Below are 25611 nucleotides of genomic sequence, written 5' to 3' on the forward strand. Positions count from 1 at the left end.
GAGACTTGTCACAGACTGAAAGCAAGTCCTGCATTCGAAAAATGAATTTCACTTCTGGAGCTTGCTGATTACAGTCAGTCGGCAGTTTTGCTGTCGTTAGCCGAAGTGAGTGCGCGTTTTTTTCGCGAATGAGGATGGTAACACGAGACGTCGTTCCTTTTTTAAGGGATGATGTCTTTTTTTGTCTTTAAATGAATGATATTCCCTTTAATCAGTCAATCCAGTCTTGTTATTCTTACACTATTCACAGTATAGAAGGAGGAAACACATGTCTTTACAAGAAAAATTAGAAGCATTGAAGGAAACGACATTGCTTAAAATCAAAGCAAGTCCAACCATGAACGACTTGAATCAAATTCGAGTGGAAGTGCTTGGAAAAAAAGGACCCATCACTGAAGTTCTACGGGGGATGAAAGATCTTTCTGCGGAAGAACGGCCGAAGGTGGGGAGCTATGCCAACGAGATTCGTGATATTTTGACAGAAGCGATCGAAGAAGCCAAGACGTCTATCGAAGCAGCAAACTTGGAAAAAGCCCTCGCTGAAGAATCGATCGACGTGACGTTGCCTGGTAAAAAGATGGACCGAGGAACTCGCCATGTGCTGACACAAATCATGGAAGAAATCGAAGACATCTTTGTTGGTATGGGCTACCAAGTCGTTGAAGGCTATGAAGTGGAAAAAGATCATTACAACTTCGAGCGGATGAATCTGCCAAAAGATCATCCTGCTAGAGACATGCAGGACACCTTTTATATTTCAGAGGAAGTGTTGATTCGAACCCATACATCACCCGTTCAAGCGAGAACAATGGAGACCCATGATTTTTCAAAAGGGCCGTTACGGATGATCTCTCCCGGGAAAGTTTTCCGTCGTGATACAGATGATGCGACCCATAGCCACCAATTCCATCAAATTGAAGGATTGGTAATCGATAAAAATATTACGATGGGTGACTTAAAAGGAACCTTAGAAGTCATGATGCAAAAAATGTTTGGGGAAGATCGCCAAATTCGCTTGCGACCAAGCTATTTCCCTTTCACAGAACCATCGGTCGAAGTCGATGTCAGTTGCTTCAAGTGTGGTGGTGCCGGATGTAATGTTTGTAAACAAACTGGCTGGATCGAGATCCTTGGTGCCGGAATGGTCCATCCTAACGTCTTAGAAATGTCAGGGATTGATCCAACCCAATATTCGGGATTTGCTTTTGGTTTAGGTCCTGACCGAGTGGCAATGTTGCGCTACGGCGTGAACGACATTCGCCAATTCTATCAAAATGATGTGCGTTTTATTCGCCAGTTCAAGGGGGAACAATAAATGTTAGTATCATATAAATGGTTAAATGAATACCTTGATCTGTCTGAGATCACACCCAAAGAGCTAGCAGATAAAATGTCAGTGACGGGGATCGAAGTCGAAGGTATTGACGTGCCTGAAGAAGGTTTAAAAAAAATCGTTGTCGGAGAAGTGACCGACTGCCGACCGCATCCGGACTCTGACCATCTATCGATTTGCCAAGTAAATATTGGTGAGGATGAAGACTCACAGATCGTTTGCGGTGCGCCGAATGTCAAAAGCGGCATCAAAGTCATCGTGGCATTACCCGGCTCTCGAATCGCGGGCAACGTAAAAATAAAAAAGGGCAAGATGCGGGGAGAAGTTTCCAACGGCATGATTTGTTCGTTGCAAGAGTTGGGATATGCCGATAGCGTGATTCCCAAAGAATACGCGGAAGGAATCTATTATTTACCAGCAGAAGCAGAACCAGGATCACCGGTTTTTCCTTATCTGGATATGGATGATCACATTATCGAATTGTCGATCACTCCGAATCGTGCGGATGCGTTGAGCATGCGGGGGGTTGCTTATGAAGTCGGTGCGATCTATCGCCAAACACCGAAGTTTCCTGAAATTTCGCTTACTGAAAGTGAAGTAGCTGCTGCCGATAAAATTCAGGTGAAGGTCACTGAAGCAACAGATGCACCCGCCTACCAAATTCGAATCATTGATGGTGTAACGATCGCCCCAAGTCCACAATGGTTGCAAAATCGATTGATGAATGAAGGTATTCGTCCAATCAACAATGTCGTGGACGTGACGAATTATATCTTACTATTATTTGGCCAACCATTGCATGCCTTTGATTATCAAAAGCTCGACAGCAAAGAAATACTTGTCCGTCGTGGTAAAGAAAATGAAAGTTTGGTGACTTTAGATGGAGAAACACGTCAGCTTTCCCCAGAAGACATCGTTATCACCAACGGAACCACGCCCGTTGCGCTCGCAGGCGTCATGGGAGGGCTTGATTCAGAAATCACGGAAAAAACGACTACAGTCGCTTTAGAAGCGGCCTTGTTCGATCCGTTAGCGATTCGTTTGACCTCAAAGAAATTCAATTTAAGAAGTGAATCCTCCGCTCGTTTTGAAAAAGGGATCAACCAAGCCACGGTTGCAAAAGCTTGTGATGCAGCAGCAGCACTGATTGCGGAACTTGCTGGTGGAACGGTCTTAAAAGGGGCAGTAATAGGTTCCCAAGTAGCAGTAGAACCTGTTGAGGTTACAATCACTTTAGCTCGAATCAATAGCTATTTAGGCACAGAAATCACTGATGAAGAAGTGCAAGAAATCTTTGATGCATTAGGCTTTGGTCATCGTCAAGAAGCAGACAGCTATATTGTTTCTGTCCCACCTCGTCGTTGGGATATTACGATCGAAGCAGATATCATTGAAGAAGTGGCGCGTATTTACGGTTATGATCGTTTGCCATCGACTTTACCGCAAGGAGAAACGGTTGCCGGTCATCTAACCAAAGCGCAACGTCTGACCAGAGAAGTTCGGACGCTATTGGAAGGCAATGGGGTCAGTGAAGCCATCAGCTATGCTTTGACAACGGAAGAGATGGCACAACAATTTACGAATAAATCGAGCCAAGTGACTCGATTGGATTGGCCAATGACCGAAGAACGTGCCGTCTTGCGCTTGAATCTGATTTCAGGTTTGTTAGACGACGTTGCGTACAACTTGGCACGTAAAAACAATCGTGTTGCTTTGTATGAAATTGGTCGCGTCTTTTATCAGACAGGCGACAGTAAACACGAGCTGCCAACAGAAGTCAATCATTTAGGACTAGCATTGACAGGGAATATCCATGAGAAAGACTGGCAAACCCAAGCTCAAAAAGTTGATTTCTTCCATTTAAAAGGCATTTTAGAAAATCTATTTGATTCGTTGGTATTAACCGAACGTATTCGTTATCAAAAAACGGCAGCTATCAAAGAGATGCATCCTGGTCGTACGGCAATGATCTTGCTAGATGACCAAGAAATCGGCTTCTTGGGACAAGTCCACCCATCGATCGCCAAAGCCTATGAAGTGAGTGAAACGTATGTCGCTGAATTGGACTTGGATCAACTGCTAGCAGCTAAAACTGAGCAATTGGTCTATCAACCGGTCTCAAAATTCCCATCAGTAACGCGGGATATGGCACTCTTGCTTGATGAAGCAATCGACAACCAATCAGTGATGGAGATTATCCGTGAAAGTGCAGGTCGCTTCTTAAGTGATATTCGCTTATTCGACGTTTATCAAGGGAAGAACATTGACGCAGGCAAAAAATCATTAGGATATAGCCTGACGTTTAGCAATCCTGAAGCTACTTTGACGGATGAAGAGATCAATCAAGCAATCGCAAAAATTACTCGTAATTTAAAAGAGAAAGTTCAAGCAGAAATCCGTTAATAGAAGTATGAAGAAAAACGTTCTCCACCTTGAAAAAAATGAAGGTGGGGAACGTTTTCTACTATTATAATAGATGTTCAGATGACGCAAAAATGTTAGGAGTTGGATTGGAGCCGTAAAGTATCTCACTATCAAAGGCAATCCAGCTTTTTTGATCTGTTCTTTTTTTAGCGCTGTCAAGGTTGAGAAAATGATCCTCTAATCAGCATTTTCGAAGTTATTTTTAGGGCAATTTTCTAGGTTTTTTCGCAAGAAATCGCATCAAATAAAGTTGCCTAATGGATCGGTCTGTGGATGAAGTTTGCTCGTGAAACCTAACACAGAGTGTGCTCGTAGGTTTAGCATTAAATTGTATTCTCGATTTGTGAACAAAAAAATAAGCCGCTAAGGCTTATTTTTTTAAGCAAAGTAATTGATGCCCATTGCATTTTTGACTTCAGCTAACGTTTGGGCGGCAACTTGTTCTGCTTTTTCGCTACCAAGTTTTAATAAGTTCATCACTTCACCGGGATCTTTCGCAAAAGCTTCACGTCGTTCCCGAATCGGTGCAAATTCGGCTTCCAGAACATCGATCAAATAGCGTTTGATTTTGACATCTCCTAATCCGCCACGGGTGTAATGTTCTTTTAATTCAGTAATTTTTTCTTTTTCGGTACCAAATACATCAAGATACGTAAAGACCATATTGCCTTCGACTTGTCCGGGGTCTTCGACATGGATGTGATTTGGATCAGTGTACATGCTCATCACTTTCTTTTGTAACACATCAGCTGGATCTGCTAAATAGATACCGTTATTTAGTGACTTACTCATTTTTCCATTGCCGTCGATCCCAGCCAAACGTCCCATACCTTTTGGCGGTAAAACAGCTTTTGGTTCGACCAATACTTCACTATACGTAGAATTAAAACTATGCACGATTTCTTGTGTTTGTTCCAGCATTGGTTTTTGATCTTCACCAACTGGGACTAAGTTTGCTTTAAAAGCAGTGATATCCGCTGCTTGAGAGACTGGATAGATGAAGAAACCAGAAGGAACGCCTTCGCCAAATTTCTTTTGTTCAATTTCTGCTTTGACCGTCGGGTTGCGTCGCACGCGTGCTACACTGACTAAATTTAGGTAGTACATCGTCAATTCAGAGAGTTGAGGGATTTGCGATTGAATAAACATCGTTGTTTTTGATGGATCCAATCCAACGGCTAAATAATCCAAAGCGACTTCTAAAATATTCGCTGAGACCTTCTCAGGTGTTTTCGCATTATCTGTTAGTGCCTGCATATCAGCGACCATGATATAAAGCTGATTTTCAGGGTCAGCTTGCATTTCGACCCGTTTTTTTAAAGACCCCACATAATGGCCAAGATGCAGTTTGCCAGTTGGGCGGTCGCCAGTTAAAATCGTATTCACTTTTTTTCCACCTTTACCTTTGTTATATGGTTTATCTTACCTTTTTTTAGCAAAAGAAACAACAGGTTCTCCTTGTGATCTGTCGAGGTTAGAAAAATTTTCATGGACAAAAACCTCACATCAAAGTAAAATAGCACTTGTCTTTTCAGAAATAAGGGGGGAACATTGGAAAAGCACCTTTACAAATGAAAAAAGATTGGGCTATAATATGAATCAAATCTTTCCATTTACTCATTTAATTTTAAAAATAGCTAGGAGTGTGAATCAATGGCAATGATCGAATTTAAGAACGTAGAGAAATATTACGGAAAGTTCCATGCATTAAAAAACATCAACCTTGAATTTGAAAAAGGTGAGGTCGTTGTTGTTATCGGACCTTCAGGTTCTGGTAAAAGTACAATGCTCCGTACAATTAATGGACTAGAAACCATTTCAGGTGGTCAATTATTAGTCAACGGCAAGAACTTATTTGATAAAGATGTCAAAATGACAGAAGTTAGAAAAAACATTGGTATGGTGTTTCAACATTTTAACTTGTATCCAAACAAAACCGTGTTAGAAAACATTACGTTAGCGCCGATTAAAGTATTAAAACAAAATGAGCAAGAAGCCATCAATTTGGCGGAAAAACTACTTGATCGAGTTGGGATGTTGGATAAAAAAGATTCTTATCCGTCTATGTTATCCGGTGGACAACAGCAGCGGGTCGCAATTGCCCGAGGCCTTGCGATGAAACCAGAGATGCTGCTTTTTGATGAGCCAACTTCAGCATTGGACCCAGAAATGATTGGCGATGTACTAGATGTCATGAAAAAAATCGCCAGTGAAGGAATGTCCATGATCGTCGTTACCCATGAAATGAGCTTTGCTCGTGAAGTAGCAGATCGAATCGTCTTTATGGCAGAAGGCCAAGTGCTAGAAGATCGACGGGATGTCGATGGATTCTTTGACGCACCAAGGGACGAGCGTGCAAAACAATTCTTGAGCAAAGTCACAAATCATTAAGCGACAGGAGGAACCTATATGAAAAAGAAAATTTTTTCTTTTCTAGTTTTAGCCTTTGCCCTTGTGACTTTCTCAGGTTGTAAAGGACAAAGTGCCGCAGATATTGATATTTTAGAAAACAGCAAAGAGACGAATCAGATCGTTTGGGGCGTAAAAAACGATACCCGTCTATTTGGTTTGATGGATATCGCGACTAGAGAAGTGCGTGGCTTTGATATTGATATCGCTCGTGCGATCACTGAAAAAATCTTAGGGCGTGATGGCAATGCGATTTTTGTTGAAGTTACCTCAAAAACTCGGATTCCGCTTTTGAAAAACGGCAATATCGATGCGATCATCGCAACGATGACCATCACGGAAGAGCGTAAAAAGCAAGTTGACTTTTCGGATGTTTATTTTGATGCAGGACAATCTTTATTGGTCGCAAAAGATAGTCCAATCCAAGGGATTGAAGATTTGACCGCAGACACCACTGTATTGGTCGTGAAAGGCTCTACGTCAGCTGTAAACATTCGTGAGGCTGCACCAGAAGCGCAAATCCTAGAACTTGAAAATTATGCAGAAGCCTTTACTGCTTTGCAATCAGGACAAGGGGATGCTATGACTACGGATAACGCAATCTTATTAGGGATGGCGAGTGAAAATCCAAATTATCATTTAGTTGGCGAAACATTTACCGAAGAGCCTTATGGGATAGCCATCAACAAAGGTCAAAAACCATTTCTAGATGCTGTCAATCAAGCCTTGCGGGAAATGCGTGAAGATGGAACCTATGATGAGATTTACAACAAGTGGTTCCCTGAAGACGAATCAGGAAAAGTAGATTAGGAGGAAACTGAATGGTTGAATTATTTCAAACCTATACCGGTCAGTTTATTGAAGGCTTTAAATATACAGTCATGGCGAGTTTGATCGCACTGTTTTTTAGCCTTTTGATCGGAACTTTAATGGCAATTTTTCAGTTGTCAGACAATCGCTTCATCAAAGGGATCGCCAAAGCATATGTCGAGTTTTTTAGAAATATCCCCTTATTGATCATCGTGATGTTCTTTTATGTTGTTGTGCCAATGTATTGGGTCTCTTTTGACGGATTTCAAGCGGGAACGATTGGTTTAACGATCTATACATCGGCATTTATCGCCGAGACGATCCGTTCAGGGATCCAAACGGTTCCTAAAGGACAGATGGAAGCTTCCTTGTCTTCTGGCTTTACTTATAGTCAAGCGATGCGCTACATTATTTTGCCTCAAGCATTTAAAATCGTTGTGCCGCCACTAGGCAATCAATTTATTAACCTCGTCAAAAACTCCTCAATTTTAGCGATGGTCGCAGGATTAGATATCATGTATCAAGGGGATTTGATCGCAAGCGAGACCTTCAATACATTTGATACCTATATCATTGTTGGTCTTTTCTATTTGATTATCACCCTGCCATTGTCTTATTTGATGGTTTACTTGGAACGGCGTTGGGCTGTCCGCTCATAGAAAGGAGCTAAAGAACTATGGATTTTTTTGAAGCTTTTTCAGCGATTAACATTCGCTTTTTGATCGATGGCTTACGTGTTACGGTTGAAGTGTCGATCCTCTCGATCTTATTTAGCTTTATTATTGGAGGAATCGCCGGTATTTTACGCTTCAGCTCGATTCCGGTCTTTTCTAAAGTATTAGGTGTCGTGATTGATGTTATTCGTAACTTGCCTTTGCTCTTGATCATTTTCTTCACTTATTTTGCCTTGCCACAGATTGGCATCCGCTTTAACATTTTTTGGTCAGCGGTTGTGGCGTTGACGATTTTTGAATCAGCGATGCTTTCTGAGATCTTTCGAGCGGGTTTGAATTCTGTGCCAAAAGGTCAGATGGAAGCTGGTTTATCAACGGGATTAAATTATGTTGAAGTATTGCGCAGTATCGTCGTGCCACAAGCATTTAAAGCGATGTTGCCAGCGATCGTCAGTCAGTTGATCTCTTTGATCAAGGATACATCACTAGCCGTGATCATTTCTTTACCAGAGTTGACCCATCATGCCCGGATCATTTATGGTCAAAATACAAACTATGTTTTGCCAATGTTTTTGGCAATGACTGTTTTATACTTTTTGGTTTGTTATGCACTGTCATTGCTTTCAGGTTTTTTGGAAAAACGTCAGTACGATTACTAAAAATGAACAATCGACAAAAATCCCCGCGATCGGTCTTTCAACCATGCAAGTGCAACTTGCTGGTTGTGAGCCAATGGTTGGGGCTTTTTTTGTACCGATTGGTATTTTTTGGGAAAGCTTTCTTTAGCAAACGAAAGGAATACTTGAAAAATAGACAAAAAAAGTCCAAAATGAATAAGAGAGAAAAATGCATCAAACTCTTTCTTTCATGTAAAGGATGGAAACTATGACAAACAACAGACCAATTGGCTTTATCGATTCTGGTGTTGGTGGGTTGACGGTCGTCAAAGAGGCAATCAAACAACTGCCCAACGAATCGATTCTTTATCTAGGCGATACTGCCAGATGCCCTTATGGCCCAAGACCTGCTGAGCAAGTCATCGAGTATACGTGGCAAATGACCCGTTTTTTATTGGAAAAAAACATTAAAATGTTGGTGATCGCCTGTAACACAGCAACAGCGGTCGCTCTTGAAGAAATCAAAGAACAACTGGATATTCCAGTGATCGGCGTGATACTGCCTGGCAGTCGAGCAGCGGTCAAAGCAAGCAAAAATCAACGAATCGGTGTTATCGGGACAAACGGAACGATTAAAAGCGACTCGTACAAGCGCGCCCTTCATGGGAAAGCCCCCCATGCGTCAGTCGTCAGTTTGGCTTGCCCAAAGTTTGTACCGATCGTAGAAAGCAAACAGTACCACAGCTCGGTTGCCAAGAAAATTGTGGCAGAAACGTTACGCCCCTTGAAAAACAAGCGGTTAGATACGGTGATTCTGGGCTGTACCCATTATCCTTTATTGCGTCCTTTGATCCAAAATGAATTGGGGGCCCATATCCAGCTCATTGATTCAGGCGCAGAAACGGTGGGGGAAGTCAGTACCTTGTTGGACTATTTCGCCATTGCAGCAACGAGCCAGGACGATCCGCACCCGCAGCATGCATTTTTTACTACTGGTTCACCAAAAATATTTGATGAGATCGCCAATGATTGGCTTGATTTAGACACGATCTCATCGGTTCACACTGATTTAGGAGGCTTTTAAATGCGACATGATGGCAGAAAAGAAACAATGTTAAGACCAGTTAAAATTCAAACCAACGTCTACAAACACCCCGAAGGATCGGTTGTGATCTCTTTTGGTGACACAACCGTGATCTGTTCGGCAACGATTGAAGATCGGGTCCCTCCGTTTTTACGAGATACGGGAAAAGGCTGGGTCACAGCCGAATACAGTATGCTCCCACGAGCGACCAACACTCGTAATCGTCGAGAAAGTGCCAAAGGCAAGCTTTCTGGTCGTACGATGGAGATCCAACGGCTGATTGCTCGTTCCTTGCGAGCTGTGGTCGATTTAGAAAAGCTAGGGGAACGCAGTATTGTGGTCGATTGTGACGTCGTTCAAGCAGATGGTGGTACCCGAACAGCTAGTATTACCGGCGCATTTGTTGCGTTGCGTTTAGCTATCGATACATTGTTGCGTGACAAAGCATTGACGGAAGACCCGATCAAGGAGCATTTGGCAGCCATCAGCGTTGGAATCTTACCAGATGGCACCTGTGTGACTGATCTCGATTATCAAGAAGATTCTTCAGCTGCTGTCGACATGAATTTGGTGATGACAGAATCCGGTCGATTTGTCGAATTGCAAGGAACTGGGGAAGAAGCGACCTTTGATGGTCAGCAGTTGAATGAGATGCTGATCTACGGAAAAACAGCTATCGAAGAATTGATTGCCTATCAAAAAGAGGCACTGTTTTTGCCAGATGAACCCCCTTATGAGATTCCCGAAAAAACGATCGTCATTGCCACAGGCAATCCAGGAAAAGCCAAGGAATTTAAAGCCGTATTTGGGGCAGCAGGGTACGATGTCCGCACCTTGAAAGATTATCCTTCCTTGCCGGATGTTGAAGAAACCGGCACCACATTCGAAGAAAATGCCCGCCTTAAAGCGGAAACTATCGCCAGAATTTTGGGAAGACCGGTGTTGGCTGATGACTCAGGACTGAAAGTCGATGCATTAGGGGGACGCCCAGGCGTGTACTCTGCTCGATTTGCCGGTGAGCAAAAAAGTGATGCTGCCAATAATGCAAAATTGCTTTATGAATTGACGGATGTCGAAGATGACAAACGCAGTGCACAATTTCACTGTACGTTAGTTTTCGCAGCACCAGGAAAAGATAGCTTGGTGGTTGAAGCCCAATGGCCGGGGAGAATCGGCCGTATCCCTCGTGGAGAAAATGGGTTCGGTTACGATCCATTGTTTATTCCTGATGGTTCAGAGCAAAGCGCAGCCCAAATGAGTCAAGAAGAAAAGAACCGAGTGAGCCACCGTGGTCAAGCAATCAAAAAACTCCAAGTACAGTGGCAGGAGTGGCTAGAAGGAGAAAATGTATGAAATATTTAGTTGTCAGTGACAATCATTCAGATCGTGAGATTCTTGTTGATCTTAAAAATGAATTCGAAAATCAAGTCGATTTATTCCTGCATTGTGGAGACTCTGAACTGCCTGATACAGATCCTTTATGGGAAACATTCCAAGTCGTTTGCGGCAATTGCGATTACGGTGGTGGTTTTCCCAATGAGCGTATCGTTAAAACGTCGCTGGATACCATCTATATGACCCATGGCCATTTGGCGGATGTTCGTTTTGGCGTAACCAAATTAGGATTAAAAGCGCAACAAGCAGATGCCTCGATCGCTTTGTTTGGTCACACGCATCAAATTGCTTGTGAGAAAGTCGGGAATCGACTTTTCTTGAATCCTGGCAGTATTTCCCAACCGCGAGGGCAAATTCAAATCAAAAGCTTTGCGATTATTGAAAGTACGCCAGAACAATGGGCAATCCAATACTATGATCGTTCCTTTCATAAAGTCCCAGAGCTAGCTTTCGTTTTCACACGTTAAGTAAGCGGAATCAAAAAGTAAAAATTTCATTATAATTTTGCAGGTTTCTACTTTCTATTCTCATTTTCAAGTAAAATAGAAGAGTAGCTGTGAAATGGAGGCAATTAGATTGATAGGACAGACCGTAGAAAAAATATTACTCGAGAATCAAGAAAATTTCTTGGTGCCTGCAGAGAATGTGGCATCGGTATTTTATAACCACCCTTTGAGTCACGCATTGCTTGTTTTATCAAAAGTGGGCTATTCAAAGATCCCTGTACTAGATAGTGAGGACCATTTAGTCGGCTTAATCAGCCTCTCAAACATCGTGGAACGAATGATGGATCTCACTGGCTTCAGTATGGAAAATATTGAAGGGCTGACTGTGGCAGACGTCATGGAAGTCAACGTGAATTGCATCAAGGAAAACGATGAGTTGGAAAGTATGCTGCATCTTTTAGTAGATCAAGCATTCTTGCCGATCGTTGATGATGACAATGTCTTTGTAGGGATCATCACCCGCAAAGAGATTTTAAAATCCGTCAATCATTTGGCGCATGAAATCGAAAGACGCTATTTGCTGATTTCGAAAGAAGATGCCCCAAAGATGACAGATGAACTGCATGTGGTATAGAAAAAAGGTTATCCCAGTTTCGGGATAACCTTTTTTTAAATACCGACGATGGGCGCATTAGGGATCGTATAGCCTTTGGCTGTCAAAGCATCGATCGATGCTGCTAAAAATTCCTCTTTGATTTTCCATTGCGTACCGTTGGTCACATACATGGTGGTTCGAATCGCAAAGTTGTTGTTCCCTAGATCCACCAGACCGAAGACCGTAGGGGCCGTTTGAATCTCTTCTTCATGTTGCTGAGCGATCTGTTCATTGACTTCTTCAATGATGGCACGAATTTCATCTAGGCCTTCAGATGGTAAGATACGTACGTCGACAACGACTTGCATATTGGCTCTTGATGTATTACTGATGGTCGTGATGTTACGATTTGGGATATAATGAACGGTTCCATCAACGGATTTTAATTGGACCGTTCGAATCCCGACTGCTGTCACCGTACCTTCAAGCGTCAGATTGGTCAAGCGGACGTAATCACCAACATTGATTTGTTGCTCGGTAATAATGAAGAAGCCAGTAATCAAGTCATTCATAAAGCCTTGGGCACCTAAACCAAGTGCGACCCCGACGACTCCGGCACCGGCTAGTAACGAGCCTACAGGTACGCCGATGGTGGAAAGGAGTGCATAGACAAAAAAGAATCCTAATGTGTAATGAACCGTATTGCGGATCAGGGTATGGATCGTGTTGATTCGACTCACATTGAAACTGGCTTTTTTTTCATAGGAACGATAGATTCGATCGATGATCATATTGCTTATTTTCAATAAAATACCAAATAGGATACATAAAAAAAGCAACATCAATGCTTTTTGGATCAGTAAGCCAATGATCGATTCCCAGTCGATAGACGCCCACCATTTTTGTAATGCATTGAGTTGAGCAGCTGCTGGTTCGGTAATGCTGGAACCACTTGAATCGGTCGTGCTAGCTGCAAGTAGCAGTTGTTTCATAGAATCCCTCCAAGTCTTACTGCATCTATTTTAACGAAGATAAAATAGAAATGCAAAGGAGGTTTTCTGAAATGATAATTTTTTTCAGAAAAAGCCTGCTAAGACCTTTAATTGGTCCACAGCAGACTTTACTTTGACGCTCAATGATTAAGACAAGTGAACCCCTTTATCGACAAAAATCACTTCACCGATAATGCCGCTCGATAACGGACTGATCAAGAAGGCACAAGCATTGCCGACTTCTTCGATCGTTACACCAATATGGTCAGGTGTCCGATCCTCTGACAATTGGATCAGCTTTTGATAGTCTTTTACACCTGTTACTGCTAGCGTTTTGATGGCACCAGCTGAAATCGCATTGACACGGATTTTTTGCGGTGAAAGTTCGGCAGCTAAATAGCGGACGCTTGATTCTAAAGCGGCTTTTGCAATCCCCATCATATTGTAGTTCGGTACTGCCCGTTCGGCACCTAAGTAGGAAAGGGTAACGATTCCAGCATTTTCAGCTAAGATTGGTTTGGCATATTTAGTGACGGCAATCAATGAATAACTGCTGATGTCTTGCGCCAAAGCATAACCGTCACGAGAAATATTCAAAATATCGCCAGATAGATCTTCTTTATTGGCATAAGCAACGGCATGGACAACACCATGGATCTCACCTGCATATTCTTTGATCGTTTCAAAGGCGGAAGCAATGCTTTCGTCATTGGCGACGTCACATTCCACTACAAATTCATCAGATTCCAATAAGCGTTCTAAAGGCTTTTTCATGCGGTCGTTTTGATATGTGTAAATCACTTCGGCTCCTTGGGATTTTAGTGCTTGTGCACAGCCCCAAGCAATACTGCGTTTGTTAGCAACGCCCATGACGACAACTTTTTTACCGGTTAAAAAACTCATAATTCCACTCCTTAATAAATTCAACAATAAAATACGTATAATGACAAATAGTAAATCAAACTATCTTGATTTCTAATTATTAAGCATAATTGTTTGATTGTCAAACTATTTTTTTCTTAATAAATATTTAGTTGCGAATTTCCTTGAACTATGATACTTTGATAATCAAACTATAATAAATTCTTAAGCAAGGAAGGGACACCATGAAAAAACTATTGACTGAAACGGAAGTCATGGATTTGATTCCAAATCGCTACCCAATTATTTATATTGATTATGTTGATGAAATCGAATCTGGTAAAAAAATTATCGCAACGAAGAATGTCACCATCAACGAAGATTTTTTTCAAGGGCATTTTCCGGGAAATCCAGTGATGCCAGGTGCCTTGATTTTAGAAACATTGGCACAAGCAGGATCGATCTTAATATTGAAATCTGAGGAATTCCAAGGAAGAACGGCGTATATCGGCGGCATCAATAAAGCAAAATTCCGTCAAAAAGTTGTTCCGGGAGATACCATGAAACTTGTTTTTGAAATCACCAAAATCAAAGGCTCTGTAGGAACTGCTGATGCAGTAGCGACAGTGGATGGCAAAAAAGCTGCGGAGTGCGAATTTACCTTTATCGTAGGCGACCAAAAATAAAAGAAAACCGCTGGAGCATCCGATAATCGGGGCTTTCAGCGGTTTTTTTATTTATTCTTTGGCTTCTTGTAAGACCTTGATCGTTTCGATCTTCACTGGCTCAACCGGTTGAGAATTCTCACCATTGCCAGAGTCTTGGGTTTCTGCTTGCGCAATTTTATCTACGACATCCATGCCTTCGATCACTTGACCAAAAACGGTATATTTACCGTCCAATCGTGGTGTTCCACCATTTTTATAGGCTTCGATGATTTTTTCGGGATAGTGTTGGATCGCTAGACCGTCGGATACGTCTTGATCATTTTGAACGATGTAGAATTGACTGCCTTGGCTGTTTGGCGCACTTGATTTTGCCATTGCCAATGCGCCTCGCAAGTGATAAAGCTGGTTCGAGTATTCTTCGCCGAATCCTTCGCCCCAGATGCTTTCTCCGCCAGTGCCATCACCATTAGGGTCGCCCCCTTGGATCATAAACTCTTCTACGACACGATGGAAAGTCAAGCCGTCATAATAACGATCTTTGGCATGGGTCAAAAAGTTTTCGACGGCTTTGGGCGCAATCTCTGGGAAAAGTTTGATTTTGATAGAGCCTTCTTCCGTCACCATTTCAACTAAAGCTTCATTCTCTTGCACATCCGTTGATAATTGCGGCAATTCTAGGGCATTCAAGTCAACGGATTCTGAGGTCGACGTGCTTTCTGCCGAATTGCTTGATGAGGGATCGGTGGTACTTGAACCTGTACAAGCAGCTAATAATAAAAGGCTAGCAGCTGCTGTCAGTGTGAATAGGATTTTTTTCATTCTTTCATTCCTTCCAGTTTTCTTAATGCTAATCATAACAAAAAAAAGATGTAGAAGAAAGCGCAGATTTTGTGGAATGAGAAAGAATCAGATGGAAAGGTGTAGACCACTTTTTAGATGTTTGCTATAATGAAAGAGGATTCATTATAATAAACGGATAGAATATACAGGAGGTTTTTTTGATGGGAAAATTAGGGATATCGATTTATCCAGAGCGCTCAACGTTTGAAAAGGACAAAGCGTATCTAGACTTGGCACACAAATACGGCTTTAAACGGGTATTTACCAGTTTGCTGCAAATCAACGATGACAAAGAAAAAGTCTTGGCAGACTTTAAACAAGTCGTGGATTATGCCAATCAGTTAGGAATGGAAGTCATGGTAGATATCAATCCTGGTTTATTCGAACAGCTAGGTATTTCTTATGATGATTTATCCTTCTTTGATGAGATGGGGGCTTACGGTGTTCGATTAGATATCGGTTTTACGGGTTCAGAAGAAGCCAAAATGACCCGCAATCCTTACGGGATCAAAATTGAGATCAATATGAGCAGTGGCACGAGCTACGTGGATAACATCATGAGTTATTCACCAAACACCGAAAATTTACTAGGTTCGCATAATTTCTACCCTCATCGCTATTCAGGGTTAGGCTATGACCATTTCGTTTTTTGTTCGGAAAAATTCCGCAAGTACAATTTAAATACGATGGCTTTTGTGAATTCACACGAGGCTGATTTCGGTCCTTGGCCAACACAAGATGGCTTATGTTCTTTGGAAGACCATCGTGATCTGCCGTTAGCTACACAAGTCAAACATTTAGTGTTGACTGGTTTGATCGATGATATCTCTATTGGTAATGCCTATGCTTCAGAAGCAGAATTGGCGGCAATGGCTGAAGCATTTCACGCGGATTATCCAACATTAAGAGTTGATGTGGTTGATGGAATCACTGAAGATGAACGCATCTGTTTGTTTGATAATCTGCATAGTTACCGAGGAGATCGTTCAGAATACATCTTGCGTTCAACGATGACCCGGATCTATTATAAAGACAAAGAATTTCCACCCCATGATACCCATGATATGGTAAGAGGAGATGTCTTGATCGATAATGCTGGCTATGGACAATACAAAGGGGAGACGCAAATCGCCTTGAAAGAAATGAAAAATGACGGCCGGGTCAATGTCGTTGGGAAAATCGCTGAAGAAGAGCTTTTCTTATTAGAATTTTTGAAACCTTGGTCAAGTTTTAAATTGGTCGAAAATAACTAGCCATTACGAGGAATCAACCATTGTCAACACCTATTGTTGGCAATGGTTTTTCTTTTTGGGCGCTTGCGATTGACAAACACGAGTAAAAAACGGTAATTTATGTAGTGGGTTCTTTCCATGAGGAATATTGAAACCATAATAATATTATGTAAACTATATACTTAAGAGGACGTGACAAGTGTGAAATTGCGCTGGAAAATTGCCATCGGAGTAGCTGTATTAGCGATTGCGGGATTAGGATATGCTGGAAACTATTTTTACGACTATGCGGTAGTTCCTTCAGAAAAAGATTTCTTGGAAGGAGATACCCCGGGTACTGATGAAAATCAGACGGGAAGCGAAGCGCAAAATTGGTTTACAGATGCAGCAAATCGTGAGATGTGGCAGCTGACTTCTGAAGATGATTTAAAATTATCCGCCATTTATCTACCGGCGGAGGAGAAGAATCAAGGAAAAACGGCGATCATCGCGCATGGCTACATGGGGAATGCAGAAACGATGGCGGACTACGCCAAGATGTATCATGATTTAGGTTATAATGTGTTGGTTCCAGACGCTCGAGGGCATGGTCAAAGCGAAGGGGATTATATTGGTTTTGGTTGGCACGAACGTAAAGACTACGTGCAATGGATCGATGAAATACTTGCAAAAAATGGTTCTGAAGAGACGATCACTTTGTATGGCATCAGTATGGGTGCGGCCACAGTGATGATGACCAGCGGAGAAGACTTACCAAAAAATGTCACTTCTATCATTGAAGATTGTGGGTATACCAACGTCAATGAAGAACTAGGCTATCAACTCGATCAATTGTTTGGGTTGCCCCCATTTCCATTGATGAATGTCACTAGCCTTGTCACAAAAATCCGAGCGGGGTATTTCTTTGGTGAAGCAGATGCAGTCAAACAACTGCAAAAGAATACGCGTCCAATCTTTTTTATTCATGGCGATGCGGATACATTTGTTCCTTATGCGATGCTGGATATTTTGTATAACGCGACCGATGCGCCTAAAGAAAAATGGGTCGTTTCAGGAGCCGAGCATGCGAAAAGCTACAAAACTGATCCAGCGCTTTACAAAGAAAAAATCGCGGCTTTCTTGGAAAAATACGATCATCCAGCAAGTGAATAAAAAAAAGTGCCGGTTCTGAAAAAAGAACCGGCACTTTTTGCCTACTCATTGACTTACAAACGAGCAAATTCTTCGAGTAAACGAATCATCTGGCAAGTAAAGCCATATTCATTATCATACCAAGCGACGGTTTTCACCAATTGGAAATCGCCAGCAGTGGTCACTTCTGTTTGCGTCGGGTCAAAGATAGAACCTTGAGTGGTACCAATGACATCACCCGAGACGATCTCACGGTCATCGTAACCGAATGACGGATTATCGACGGTGTGTTTTCTGATGGCTTCATTGACTTCATCGGCGGTTACTTTGGTTTTCAAAATTGAGACTAATTCTGTTAAAGAACCATCGACGACCGGAACCCGTTGGGCGTGGCCTTGTAATTTGCCATTTAATTCTGGGATAACCAAACCGATTGCTTTGGCGGCACCCGTTGAGTGAGGGATCGTGTTGTCTGCAGCGGACCGAGCGGCTCTTAAGTTTCCGCCTTTTACAGGACCATCCAATAGCATTTGAGTAGAAGTATACGCATGAACTGTCGTCATCGTACCAACTTCGATCCCAAATTCTTCATTCAAAAAGTAGGCCATCGGAGCTAGACAGTTGGTCGTACAAGAGCCTGCGGATATGATAGTATCCTCTGGTGTTAACGTGTCGGAGTTAACATTGTATACGATCGTTTTCATATTGCCAGCGGGAGCGGAAATGACCACTCGTTTGACACCTGCATCAAGATGGGCCTGTGCTTTTTCTGCGGAAGTGTAAAAACCCGTACATTCTAAAACGATATCGACGCCATTTTCTTTTGCCCAAGGAATTTTACTTGCGTCTGGTTCGGCATACACTCTGGTTTCTTTGCCATCGACAACGATAGCATTATCCGTTGCAGTTACAGTGCCAGGGTAAGTGCCATGGGTCGAGTCAAATTGCAACAAGTGTGCTAACATGACGGGGCTTGTTAAATCATTGATTGCCACAACTTCAATATCGGCAGAAACTTCTTTGATCCTACGAAAAGCCAAACGTCCAATTCGTCCAAAACCATTGATTCCAACTTTTACTGTCATTTCTTGTTTCCTCCTTTAATTGTGTCTGGTACACTTAAAAGTTTGCTACGATTTGGTGTGACTGTCAAAGAATAACCCTTAAGAATTCACGATTTCTTATGGAAACCCATGAGAAAAGATAGACAAAAGGCGTTTCGGTCGTTACAATAAAATAGACTTTCTTATTAGAGAAATAGTAACCACTTAAGGTGAGATAACTGATAATCAAAAAGTATAGAAGGTAGTAAAAAAAGAATGGAGGACAAATAATGTCCATGTTTTTAGATCAAGTGACAATCGATGTCAAAGCAGGAAAAGGCGGCGACGGAATGGTTGCTTTTCGCCGAGAGAAATATGTCCCAGACGGCGGACCCGCAGGTGGTGACGGCGGACGTGGTGGTGATGTCATTTTAGTCGTAGACGAAGGTTTGCGTACACTAATGGATTTCCGCTTTAATCGTCATTTTAAAGCACAACCCGGGGAAAACGGCATGAGTAAAGGAATGCACGGCCGTGGCTCAGATGATACTTACATCAAAGTGCCCCAAGGTACCACCGTTCGTGATGCTGAAACAGGAGCCTTATTAGGGGATTTGATTGAGCAAGGTCAAACATTAGTGATCGCAAAAGGCGGGCGGGGCGGCCGCGGGAACATTCGGTTTGCCTCTCCGAAAAACCCAGCACCAGAATTAGCTGAGAACGGGGAACCCGGTCAAGAAAGAAAAATCGAGCTCGAATTAAAAGTCTTAGCAGATGTTGGTTTAGTTGGTTTCCCTTCGGTTGGGAAGTCCACATTACTCTCTGTGATTTCCTCTGCTCGGCCAAAAATCGGCGCGTATCATTTTACAACACTGGTGCCAAATTTAGGCATGGTAACGACCACTGATGGTCGTAGTTTTGCAGTAGCCGATCTGCCGGGATTGATCGAAGGTGCTTCGCAAGGTGTTGGTTTAGGGACTCAGTTTTTACGTCATATCGAACGGACGCGGGTCATCTTACATGTGATCGATATGAGTGGCATGGAAGGGCGCGATCCATACGAGGACTATTTGTCCATTAACAATGAATTGTCGACCCACAACTTGCGCTTACTAGAGCGCCCACAGATCATCGTTGCCAATAAGATGGATATGCCGGATGCTGAAGAAAACTTAGCCCTTTTCAAAGAGCAGCTGGCAAAAGAAAAAACGGATGAGTTCGCGGATGAACCAATGATTTTCCCAATCTCTGGTGTCACTCGTAAGGGAATCGATGCCTTGCTGAATGCGACAGCGGATTTATTGGAAGTCACTCCTGAGTTCCTCTTGTACGATGAAGAAATCGAAGAAGATGTGGTTCATTACGGCTTCCAATCGGATGAGCCAGAGTTTTCAATCGATCGCGATCCTGATGCAACTTGGATCTTGAGCGGTGAGAAAATCGAAAAACTATTCCAAATGACGAACTTTGATCACGATGAGACCGTGATGCGCTTTGCACGTCAATTGCGTGGATTGGGTGTTGATGAAGCATTGCGTGCGCGAGGTGCCAAAGACGGCGACATCGTGCGTATCGGTAATTTTGAATTCGAGTTTGTCGAATAAGCGTTTAAAAGAACATCATTTGTAAAAAAAAATCCTTCATAGTTGAAGTGGTTATGGCTGTTGATCATTGATTTTCTCTAAGAAATCAATGATCAGCAGTCTTTTTGGTTTCTTTTTTCATTTAAATGATTTACTGTTAAAATAAAGAAAAGAACAAATAAACCAAAGGGAGCGATTTTTATGTCAAAACGAGTCATTGTAATGAACTTTGATGCTAGTGCCAAAGCGTATCAAGCCTTTTCGGAAGTGAAACGGATGCATATGGAACGGAAGATCAAAGGGGAACAAATGGCAGTTCTTACCCACACCAATGAAGGCGTGCATCAATTTAAAGTCGAGGACTTTCTCGATTTTACTGGGAACAATAAGACATCAACGGGTGGTTTGATCGGGATGCTCGTTGGTGTGTTAGGCGGACCTTTAGGAATCATGCTGGGCTGGTTTGGCGGCAGTATGATCGGTGCTACTCGGGATGCAAAAGAGATCCAAAATGCGCAAATGCTTTTTGAACACGTCGGAAATCAAATTGGTGTAGGTGATACCGGGTTATTATTGATCGCCGATGAAGAAGACAATCGTCCTTTGAATCAATTGATCATGAATGAATTGGGCGGCGATATCACGCGCTTTGACTACGATGAAGTGGAAGCAGAGATTGAAACAGCTAAGAAAGTAGAAGAATCCACCAAAGCACGGGTTCAAGAGGACTGGAAAAACTCTCATAATGACGCAGAAGATCGCCAATCTGAGAAATAAAAACCGCAAGCTTCAATTGCAACTTGATTTCTTTTCCGCTAAAATTGGGAAGAGATGAAAGGAAAGAAGCTTATGGAATTAGAATTTTTAGGAACAGGTGCGGGAGTGCCTGCAAAACATCGAAACGTGACCAGCATTGCGTTACGACTTTTAGATGAACGGAATGCCGTTTGGCTTTTTGATTGTGGCGAAGGGACCCAAATGCAGATTTTGCATTCTACAATTCGACCACGAAAGATTGAAAAAATCTTTATCACTCATCTTCATGGTGACCATATCTATGGGTTGCCGGGATTGATCAGCAGCCGCTCCTTTCAAGGGGGCGACACGCCTCTAGAGATTTATGGGCCAAAGGGAATCAAAGCATACATTCAAACCGTTTTGCGGATTTCCCAGACGAAAGTCAGCTATCCATTGCATTTTTTCGAGATTGAAGAAGAAGGGATTCTTTTTAAAGATCAGCAATTTGAGGTATCTTGTCTGCCCCTTGATCACGGCATTGATAGTTTTGGCTATCGTATTGTTGAAGCAAGCCATCAAGGGGAATTGCAAGTGCAAGCATTGCTTGAACTTGGTCTGAAACCTGGTCCCGTCTTCGGACGTTTGAAAAAAGGTGAAGTAGTTACCCTCGACGATGGACGTCAAATCAATGGGGCTGATTTCTTAGGTCAAGCGAAAAAGGGTCGGATTTTGGCAATATTAGGTGATACGCGTAAATGTCAAAACGCCGTGCTTTTAGCGAAAGATGCGGATGTATTAGTGCATGAAAGTACCTTCAACAAAGAAGAAGCCAAGCTGGCTCGCGCTTATTTTCATTCGACGACACGCCAAGCTGCTGAAGTGGCCCAAGAAGCTCACGCCAAGCGTTTGCTATTGACCCATATCAGCGCGCGCTATGTTGGCAAAGATATTACAAATTTAGTAAATGAAGCAAAAGAAGTATTTCCGAATACGTTGATCGTCAAAGATTTTGATGTTGTCGAGATCCCTTTTGCCGGAGAGGAAGAATCAGATGAACTTGGAGAATAAAGTTGTCGTTGTAACAGGTGGTTCTGCCGGACTTGGCGAACAAATCTGTTATGAAGCCGCAAAACGCGGTGCGATCGTTGTGACTTGTGCTCGCAGAACAAATTTGATTGGGAAAGTCAAAGAACAATGCATGGAATTAAGCGGCAAAGAAGCGTATGCGTTTCAATTGGACGTAGCAAACCCTGAAAGCGTGGCGCGCTTATTAGAAAAAATCAGTGAGAAAGTCGGAAAGATCGATGTCTTTGTCAATAATGCCGGCTACGGGATCTTTCAAGAATTTACCGAGATGGATCCTGCGGTCATCCGTAATATGTTTGAAGTCAATGTGCTTGGGATGATGGTTTTGACTCAGCAAGTTGCGATTCAAATGGCTGAACAAAAGCATGGTCATATCATAAATGTTGCTTCAATCGCGGGCAAGATCGCTACGCCGAAGACGGCAGTCTACTCTGCCACGAAGTTTGCTGTACTTGGTTTTTCTAACGCATTACGTTTAGAACTAAAACCACTGGGAATCAACGTAACAACAGTCAATCCAGGGCCGATCGAAACGGCATTCTTTGACCAAGCAGATCCTAGCGGTAGTTACTTATCATCGGTGGGTAGCCTTGTCCTTGAACCAAACAAATTGGCACAAACGATCGTCAAAGCCATGATTCATCCAAAACGAGAAATCAATCGCCCACATATTTTAGGGGCGGCTGCAAAACTTTATACACTGTTCCCTGCAATTGGGGATTATATGGCAGGAACGATGTTCAACAAAAAATAGGAGTTGAAACCCATGAAAAATCAATGGCGTGTTATTGTTGGTATTTTACTGATTTTAGTGATCGTTTTATTTGCGGTTGCAAACAATATGACTGTTCCGATCAATTTTGGCTTCACAACGATTCAATCGCCACTGATCTTAGTCATTATTGGTTCTGCTTTGTTAGGCGCATTGATTTTGTTGCTGGTTTCCACAAGCGCAATGTTCCGTCAAAAAAAAGAACTAAAACAATTGAGAAAAGAGCTCTCGGATTATCGCTCGAATAACGAGAAAGTTCTGCAAGAACAACGAGAAGCCTTGGAACGAGAATATACCAACAAGCAGGCGGAGTTAGCAGCTAGGCAGCAGCAACTCGACGATCAAGAAGCGCAACTTTCATCCCGTGCAGCAGGTGTCTCAACGCCGCCAACGATCGATGAAGAAATGAAGTCTTTTGAATCACAAGCCTAGAATACATGAGCGTAATGAAGAAAAGAGTTTGCAGGTGCATCATTCGCTGCAAGCTCTTTTTTGTGATATGAAAATAAATTGTTTCTTTCGTTGTTTTTCCTTTTTGCATAAACTTTGCTATAATATCCTAGTTAGGAGTGATTTGGTGAAACGTGCAAATTTTCATTGGGTGCGTCCGCAAGATAGCGAAGCTACCCCTGAATTTAAAGAATTGATCCAAGCAAGAAAGATTCCTGAGCGGATCGGCGCATTGCTATGGCAAAGAAATATTCGAACAGCAGAAGCGCTAGACGCTTTTTTATCCACTGATTTGCAATACCTTCATGATCCGTTTCTCTTTCATGATATGGATAAAGCCGTGGAACGAATCCATGAAGCCATTTTAAATGGTGAGCAGATCTTGATTTATGGCGACTATGATGCAGATGGGATTACGAGCACCACCGTATTAAAAGAAACGCTGGAGCTGCTGGGGGCTGAGGCTGAGTATTATCTGCCCAACCGTTTTACAGATGGCTATGGTCCCAATATAACTGTCTATCAAGAAAAAATTGCCGCAGGGACACAATTGATCATCACTGTTGACAACGGAGTGTCTGGACATGAGGCGATTGCTTATGCTCAAGGACAAGGCGTCGATGTGATCGTGACGGATCACCACGAACTTCCTGTAGAACTCCCAGAAGCCTTTGCTATCGTTCATCCTCGTCATCCTGAAGGAAATTATCCGTTTGGTGATTTGGCAGGAGTCGGTGTCGCATTTAAAGTGGCGTGCGCCTTATTAGAAGAAGTGCCCGTCGAACTGCTTGATCTTGTTGCAATTGGGACGATTGCTGATATGGTTTCTTTGACAGATGAGAATCGACTACTAGTCAGCAATGGCCTGAAAATGATCCAACAAACTGATCGGCTTGGTTTAAATGAGTTGCTGACGGTCAGTGGATTGAAAAAACGAACAGTCAATGAAACCGACATTGGTTTTGCTATTGGCCCGCGCCTTAATGCGATCGGCCGCTTGGAAGACCCAAATCCTGCTGTTCGTTTGTTAACCACATTTGACGAAGAAGAAGCAGTAACCTTAGCCAAGACATTAGATACGATCAATCAGCAGCGAAAAACTTTCGTTGAAGAAATCATGAAAGAAGCGCAAGAAAAAATCGACCCTGCCAATCATGTTCATCTAGTCGTAGGTGATGACTGGCACGAAGGGGTTTTAGGGATCGTAGCCGGACGAATCATGCAAAGTACCGGACAACCTGTGATCGTTTTGACCAAAAAAGAAAATGGCTTAGCAAAAGGATCAGGAAGAAGTATTGCTGCGTTGAATCTGTTTGAAATGTTGACCACGATGAAAGACATGTTTACTAGTTTTGGCGGCCATCATGCAGCAGTTGGCTTAAGTATCCCCATCGATCATTTAGATATGCTACAAGCCCAAATGAATCGCTATGTGGAAGAAAATGGAATTGATCTTAGCCAAGGGATCCCCTTGACAATTGATGAAGAACTGCCATTGACAGAAGTATCGATCAATTTTATTGAATCTTTAAACGTTTTAGCGCCTTTTGGCACGGATAATCCGTTACCGAAATTTCTGTTTTCCAATCTATCGACTCAAAATGCTCGCCAGATTGGTACTGAAAACCAACACTTGAAGTTAGTGATGACAGATGAGTCCAATACACAGCTAGATGTGATTGGGTTTGGTTTTGGAAAAGACTTAGTAGAGTTTGAAAATGATCGACTGTCGATCATCGGTCAGCTTTCAATCAATGAATGGAATGGCAACAAAAAACCGCAGTTGATGTTGGATGATTTTGCTGTGGAAGGTCTGCAGTTGTTTGATTACCGTTCGAAAAGGAGTCGGCAAGGTGTCTCTCTGGGAAATCAAACAGTAGGGGTCGTTTTCAATAAGAAAATTCCTCGAGAGCTACAAGGGTTTTGTGGACAAACGATCTTATTCGACTCAGTGGCTAACTTGAGAGACACGTTTCATGAAGCTCAATTTCAAGAAATCGCCTTTTTAGATTGTCCTACTGATCCTGCAGTGATCAAAGAAATCATCCAAACGCTTCATGCTTCAAGAATTGCGTTTGTGTTTTACTCGACCGAAGATGCTTATTTAGATGGGGTAGGCACCAGAGAGCAATATGGTCGGCTTTTTCAGTTGATCAAGCAACAACCTCGTTTGGATATTCGCTACAAATTAAGGATGGTTGCTGACTATCTAAAAATTCCAGAAAAATTACTTATTTTCATGATTCAGGTGTTTTCTGAGCTGGAATTTGTTACAATACAAGATGGTGTTTTGAATAAAACGGCTGATCCTGTTTCTCGTCCGCTGACAGAGAGTCATTTGTATCAGCAACGACAAAAAATGATCAAAACAGAAGAATTTTTATTAATGAGTGATTTATCAACCCTACGTCAGTGGTTGACAGTCTAG

24 protein-coding genes are annotated in these 25611 nt (G+C 42.4%); 19 read left to right on the top strand and 5 right to left on the bottom strand.

Annotation, left to right across the window (positions count from 1 at the left end; all coding sequences use genetic code 11):
• The first annotated feature begins 268 nt into the window (after positions 1-268).
• Together pheS and pheT are read left to right on the top strand one after the other, a co-directional pair.
• Positions 269-1315: a phenylalanine--tRNA ligase subunit alpha gene (pheS, locus tag FJU10_RS07685; RefSeq protein ID WP_140965593.1), complete on the top strand. Its 1047-nt coding sequence runs from the start codon at positions 269-271 to the stop codon at positions 1313-1315.
• Complete coding sequence (gene pheT / locus FJU10_RS07690) at positions 1316-3736, top strand: phenylalanine--tRNA ligase subunit beta (RefSeq protein WP_140965594.1); 2421 nt, start codon at positions 1316-1318, stop codon at positions 3734-3736.
• Between the two features lie 399 nt (positions 3737-4135).
• On the opposite strand, the gene trpS is transcribed toward pheT, so the two are convergent.
• Positions 4136-5143 (bottom strand): tryptophan--tRNA ligase, encoded by a 1008-nt coding sequence (gene trpS, locus FJU10_RS07695; protein ID WP_081118703.1) that lies wholly within the window; start codon positions 5141-5143, stop codon positions 4136-4138.
• Between the two features lie 267 nt (positions 5144-5410).
• On the opposite strand from trpS, the gene FJU10_RS07700 reads away from it, so the two are divergent.
• The 8 genes from FJU10_RS07700 (at position 5411) to cbpB (ending at position 11826) form a co-directional block, all read left to right on the top strand.
• Positions 5411-6148 carry an amino acid ABC transporter ATP-binding protein gene (locus tag FJU10_RS07700; protein ID WP_077453439.1) on the top strand — a complete coding sequence of 246 codons (738 nt, stop codon included), beginning with the start codon at positions 5411-5413 and terminating at the stop codon, positions 6146-6148.
• A gap of 18 nt (positions 6149-6166) precedes the next feature.
• The gene (locus FJU10_RS07705; protein WP_077453438.1) at positions 6167-6976 is read left to right on the top strand and encodes a transporter substrate-binding domain-containing protein; all 810 of its coding nucleotides are present in this window, start codon (positions 6167-6169) and stop codon (positions 6974-6976) included.
• A gap of 11 nt (positions 6977-6987) precedes the next feature.
• The gene (locus FJU10_RS07710; RefSeq protein ID WP_077453437.1) at positions 6988-7635 is read left to right on the top strand and encodes an amino acid ABC transporter permease; all 648 of its coding nucleotides are present in this window, start codon (positions 6988-6990) and stop codon (positions 7633-7635) included.
• Between the two features lie 17 nt (positions 7636-7652).
• A complete protein-coding gene (locus tag FJU10_RS07715; protein ID WP_086292424.1) occupies positions 7653-8309 on the top strand; it encodes an amino acid ABC transporter permease in 657 nt (218 codons plus the stop codon).
• A 226-nt stretch (positions 8310-8535) separates the two neighbouring features.
• Entirely contained in the window at positions 8536-9351 is an 816-nt protein-coding gene (gene racE / locus FJU10_RS07720) for a glutamate racemase (protein ID WP_081118702.1), read from the top strand.
• Complete coding sequence (gene rph / locus FJU10_RS07725; RefSeq protein ID WP_140965595.1) at positions 9352-10704, top strand: ribonuclease PH; 1353 nt, start codon at positions 9352-9354, stop codon at positions 10702-10704.
• Positions 10701-11213, top strand: a complete 513-nt coding sequence (locus FJU10_RS07730) for a metallophosphoesterase (protein ID WP_140965596.1) — start codon at positions 10701-10703, stop codon at positions 11211-11213. The genes rph and FJU10_RS07730 overlap by 4 nt, the downstream gene beginning before the upstream one ends.
• A 109-nt stretch (positions 11214-11322) precedes the next feature.
• The gene (gene cbpB, locus FJU10_RS07735) at positions 11323-11826 is read left to right on the top strand and encodes a cyclic-di-AMP-binding protein CbpB (protein ID WP_005226181.1); all 504 of its coding nucleotides are present in this window, start codon (positions 11323-11325) and stop codon (positions 11824-11826) included.
• A gap of 35 nt (positions 11827-11861) precedes the next feature.
• On the opposite strand, the gene FJU10_RS07740 is transcribed toward cbpB, so the two are convergent.
• Together FJU10_RS07740 and fabI are read right to left on the bottom strand one after the other, a co-directional pair.
• Positions 11862-12779 (bottom strand): mechanosensitive ion channel family protein, encoded by a 918-nt coding sequence (locus FJU10_RS07740; RefSeq protein ID WP_005236101.1) that lies wholly within the window; start codon positions 12777-12779, stop codon positions 11862-11864.
• A gap of 147 nt (positions 12780-12926) precedes the next feature.
• The gene (gene fabI / locus FJU10_RS07745) at positions 12927-13682 is read right to left on the bottom strand and encodes an enoyl-ACP reductase FabI (RefSeq protein ID WP_140965597.1); all 756 of its coding nucleotides are present in this window, start codon (positions 13680-13682) and stop codon (positions 12927-12929) included.
• A 203-nt stretch (positions 13683-13885) separates the two neighbouring features.
• Here fabI and fabZ point away from each other — a divergent pair, with 203 nt between their 5' ends.
• Positions 13886-14326, top strand: a complete 441-nt coding sequence (gene fabZ, locus FJU10_RS07750) for a 3-hydroxyacyl-ACP dehydratase FabZ (RefSeq protein ID WP_005226178.1) — start codon at positions 13886-13888, stop codon at positions 14324-14326.
• 51 nt (positions 14327-14377) lie between these two features.
• Here the strand turns inward: fabZ and FJU10_RS07755 are convergent, their stop codons facing one another.
• The gene (locus FJU10_RS07755; protein WP_189372265.1) at positions 14378-15127 is read right to left on the bottom strand and encodes a peptidylprolyl isomerase; all 750 of its coding nucleotides are present in this window, start codon (positions 15125-15127) and stop codon (positions 14378-14380) included.
• Between the two features lie 182 nt (positions 15128-15309).
• On the opposite strand from FJU10_RS07755, the gene FJU10_RS07760 reads away from it, so the two are divergent.
• Positions 15310-16401, top strand: coding sequence for a DUF871 domain-containing protein (locus FJU10_RS07760; protein ID WP_086292419.1), 1092 nt, complete (start codon positions 15310-15312; stop codon positions 16399-16401).
• Between the two features lie 180 nt (positions 16402-16581).
• The gene (locus FJU10_RS07765) at positions 16582-17532 is read left to right on the top strand and encodes an alpha/beta hydrolase (RefSeq protein ID WP_140965599.1); all 951 of its coding nucleotides are present in this window, start codon (positions 16582-16584) and stop codon (positions 17530-17532) included.
• Between the two features lie 53 nt (positions 17533-17585).
• Here the strand turns inward: FJU10_RS07765 and gap are convergent, their stop codons facing one another.
• On the bottom strand, positions 17586-18596 hold the full coding sequence (gene gap, locus FJU10_RS07770) for a type I glyceraldehyde-3-phosphate dehydrogenase (RefSeq protein ID WP_005226174.1): 1011 nt from the start codon (positions 18594-18596) through the stop codon (positions 17586-17588).
• A gap of 248 nt (positions 18597-18844) precedes the next feature.
• On the opposite strand from gap, the gene obgE reads away from it, so the two are divergent.
• The 6 genes from obgE to recJ all read left to right on the top strand — a co-directional run bounded on the left by obgE (position 18845) and on the right by recJ (position 25611).
• On the top strand, positions 18845-20158 hold the full coding sequence (gene obgE, locus FJU10_RS07775) for a GTPase ObgE (RefSeq protein WP_077453427.1): 1314 nt from the start codon (positions 18845-18847) through the stop codon (positions 20156-20158).
• A 180-nt stretch (positions 20159-20338) separates the two neighbouring features.
• A complete protein-coding gene (locus FJU10_RS07780) occupies positions 20339-20914 on the top strand; it encodes a DUF456 domain-containing protein (protein ID WP_010748409.1) in 576 nt (191 codons plus the stop codon).
• A 72-nt stretch (positions 20915-20986) separates the two neighbouring features.
• On the top strand, positions 20987-21943 hold the full coding sequence (gene rnz / locus FJU10_RS07785) for a ribonuclease Z (RefSeq protein WP_081118695.1): 957 nt from the start codon (positions 20987-20989) through the stop codon (positions 21941-21943).
• A complete protein-coding gene (locus FJU10_RS07790) occupies positions 21927-22715 on the top strand; it encodes an SDR family NAD(P)-dependent oxidoreductase (RefSeq protein ID WP_086292417.1) in 789 nt (262 codons plus the stop codon). The genes rnz and FJU10_RS07790 overlap by 17 nt, the downstream gene beginning before the upstream one ends.
• A gap of 12 nt (positions 22716-22727) precedes the next feature.
• Complete coding sequence (locus FJU10_RS07795) at positions 22728-23165, top strand: lipopolysaccharide assembly protein LapA domain-containing protein (protein ID WP_140965600.1); 438 nt, start codon at positions 22728-22730, stop codon at positions 23163-23165.
• A gap of 145 nt (positions 23166-23310) precedes the next feature.
• Positions 23311-25611 carry a single-stranded-DNA-specific exonuclease RecJ gene (gene recJ / locus FJU10_RS07800; protein WP_140965601.1) on the top strand — a complete coding sequence of 767 codons (2301 nt, stop codon included), beginning with the start codon at positions 23311-23313 and terminating at the stop codon, positions 25609-25611.

Origin of the sequence: Enterococcus sp. OL5 (genome assembly GCF_006491895.1) — a bacterium.
Taxonomy (GTDB): Bacteria; Bacillota; Bacilli; order Lactobacillales; family Enterococcaceae; genus Enterococcus_D; species Enterococcus_D innesii.

Coding starts and splice junctions, on each gene's coding strand:
- racE (WP_081118702.1), top strand. CDS start 8,536: ATGACAAACAACAGACCAATTGGCTTTATCGATTCTGGTGTTGGTGGG.
- obgE (WP_077453427.1), top strand. CDS start 18,845: ATGTCCATGTTTTTAGATCAAGTGACAATCGATGTCAAAGCAGGAAAA.
- FJU10_RS07740 (WP_005236101.1), bottom strand. CDS start 12,779: ATGAAACAACTGCTACTTGCAGCTAGCACGACCGATTCAAGTGGTTCC.
- pheS (WP_140965593.1), top strand. CDS start 269: ATGTCTTTACAAGAAAAATTAGAAGCATTGAAGGAAACGACATTGCTT.
- FJU10_RS07760 (WP_086292419.1), top strand. CDS start 15,310: ATGGGAAAATTAGGGATATCGATTTATCCAGAGCGCTCAACGTTTGAA.
- fabZ (WP_005226178.1), top strand. CDS start 13,886: ATGAAAAAACTATTGACTGAAACGGAAGTCATGGATTTGATTCCAAAT.
- fabI (WP_140965597.1), bottom strand. CDS start 13,682: ATGAGTTTTTTAACCGGTAAAAAAGTTGTCGTCATGGGCGTTGCTAAC.
- FJU10_RS07700 (WP_077453439.1), top strand. CDS start 5,411: ATGGCAATGATCGAATTTAAGAACGTAGAGAAATATTACGGAAAGTTC.
- FJU10_RS07790 (WP_086292417.1), top strand. CDS start 21,927: ATGAACTTGGAGAATAAAGTTGTCGTTGTAACAGGTGGTTCTGCCGGA.
- FJU10_RS07795 (WP_140965600.1), top strand. CDS start 22,728: ATGAAAAATCAATGGCGTGTTATTGTTGGTATTTTACTGATTTTAGTG.
- rph (WP_140965595.1), top strand. CDS start 9,352: ATGCGACATGATGGCAGAAAAGAAACAATGTTAAGACCAGTTAAAATT.
- gap (WP_005226174.1), bottom strand. CDS start 18,596: ATGACAGTAAAAGTTGGAATCAATGGTTTTGGACGAATTGGACGTTTG.
- pheT (WP_140965594.1), top strand. CDS start 1,316: ATGTTAGTATCATATAAATGGTTAAATGAATACCTTGATCTGTCTGAG.
- FJU10_RS07780 (WP_010748409.1), top strand. CDS start 20,339: ATGTCAAAACGAGTCATTGTAATGAACTTTGATGCTAGTGCCAAAGCG.
- FJU10_RS07710 (WP_077453437.1), top strand. CDS start 6,988: ATGGTTGAATTATTTCAAACCTATACCGGTCAGTTTATTGAAGGCTTT.
- FJU10_RS07715 (WP_086292424.1), top strand. CDS start 7,653: ATGGATTTTTTTGAAGCTTTTTCAGCGATTAACATTCGCTTTTTGATC.
- rnz (WP_081118695.1), top strand. CDS start 20,987: ATGGAATTAGAATTTTTAGGAACAGGTGCGGGAGTGCCTGCAAAACAT.
- FJU10_RS07755 (WP_189372265.1), bottom strand. CDS start 15,127: ATGAAAAAAATCCTATTCACACTGACAGCAGCTGCTAGCCTTTTATTA.
- FJU10_RS07730 (WP_140965596.1), top strand. CDS start 10,701: ATGAAATATTTAGTTGTCAGTGACAATCATTCAGATCGTGAGATTCTT.
- FJU10_RS07705 (WP_077453438.1), top strand. CDS start 6,167: ATGAAAAAGAAAATTTTTTCTTTTCTAGTTTTAGCCTTTGCCCTTGTG.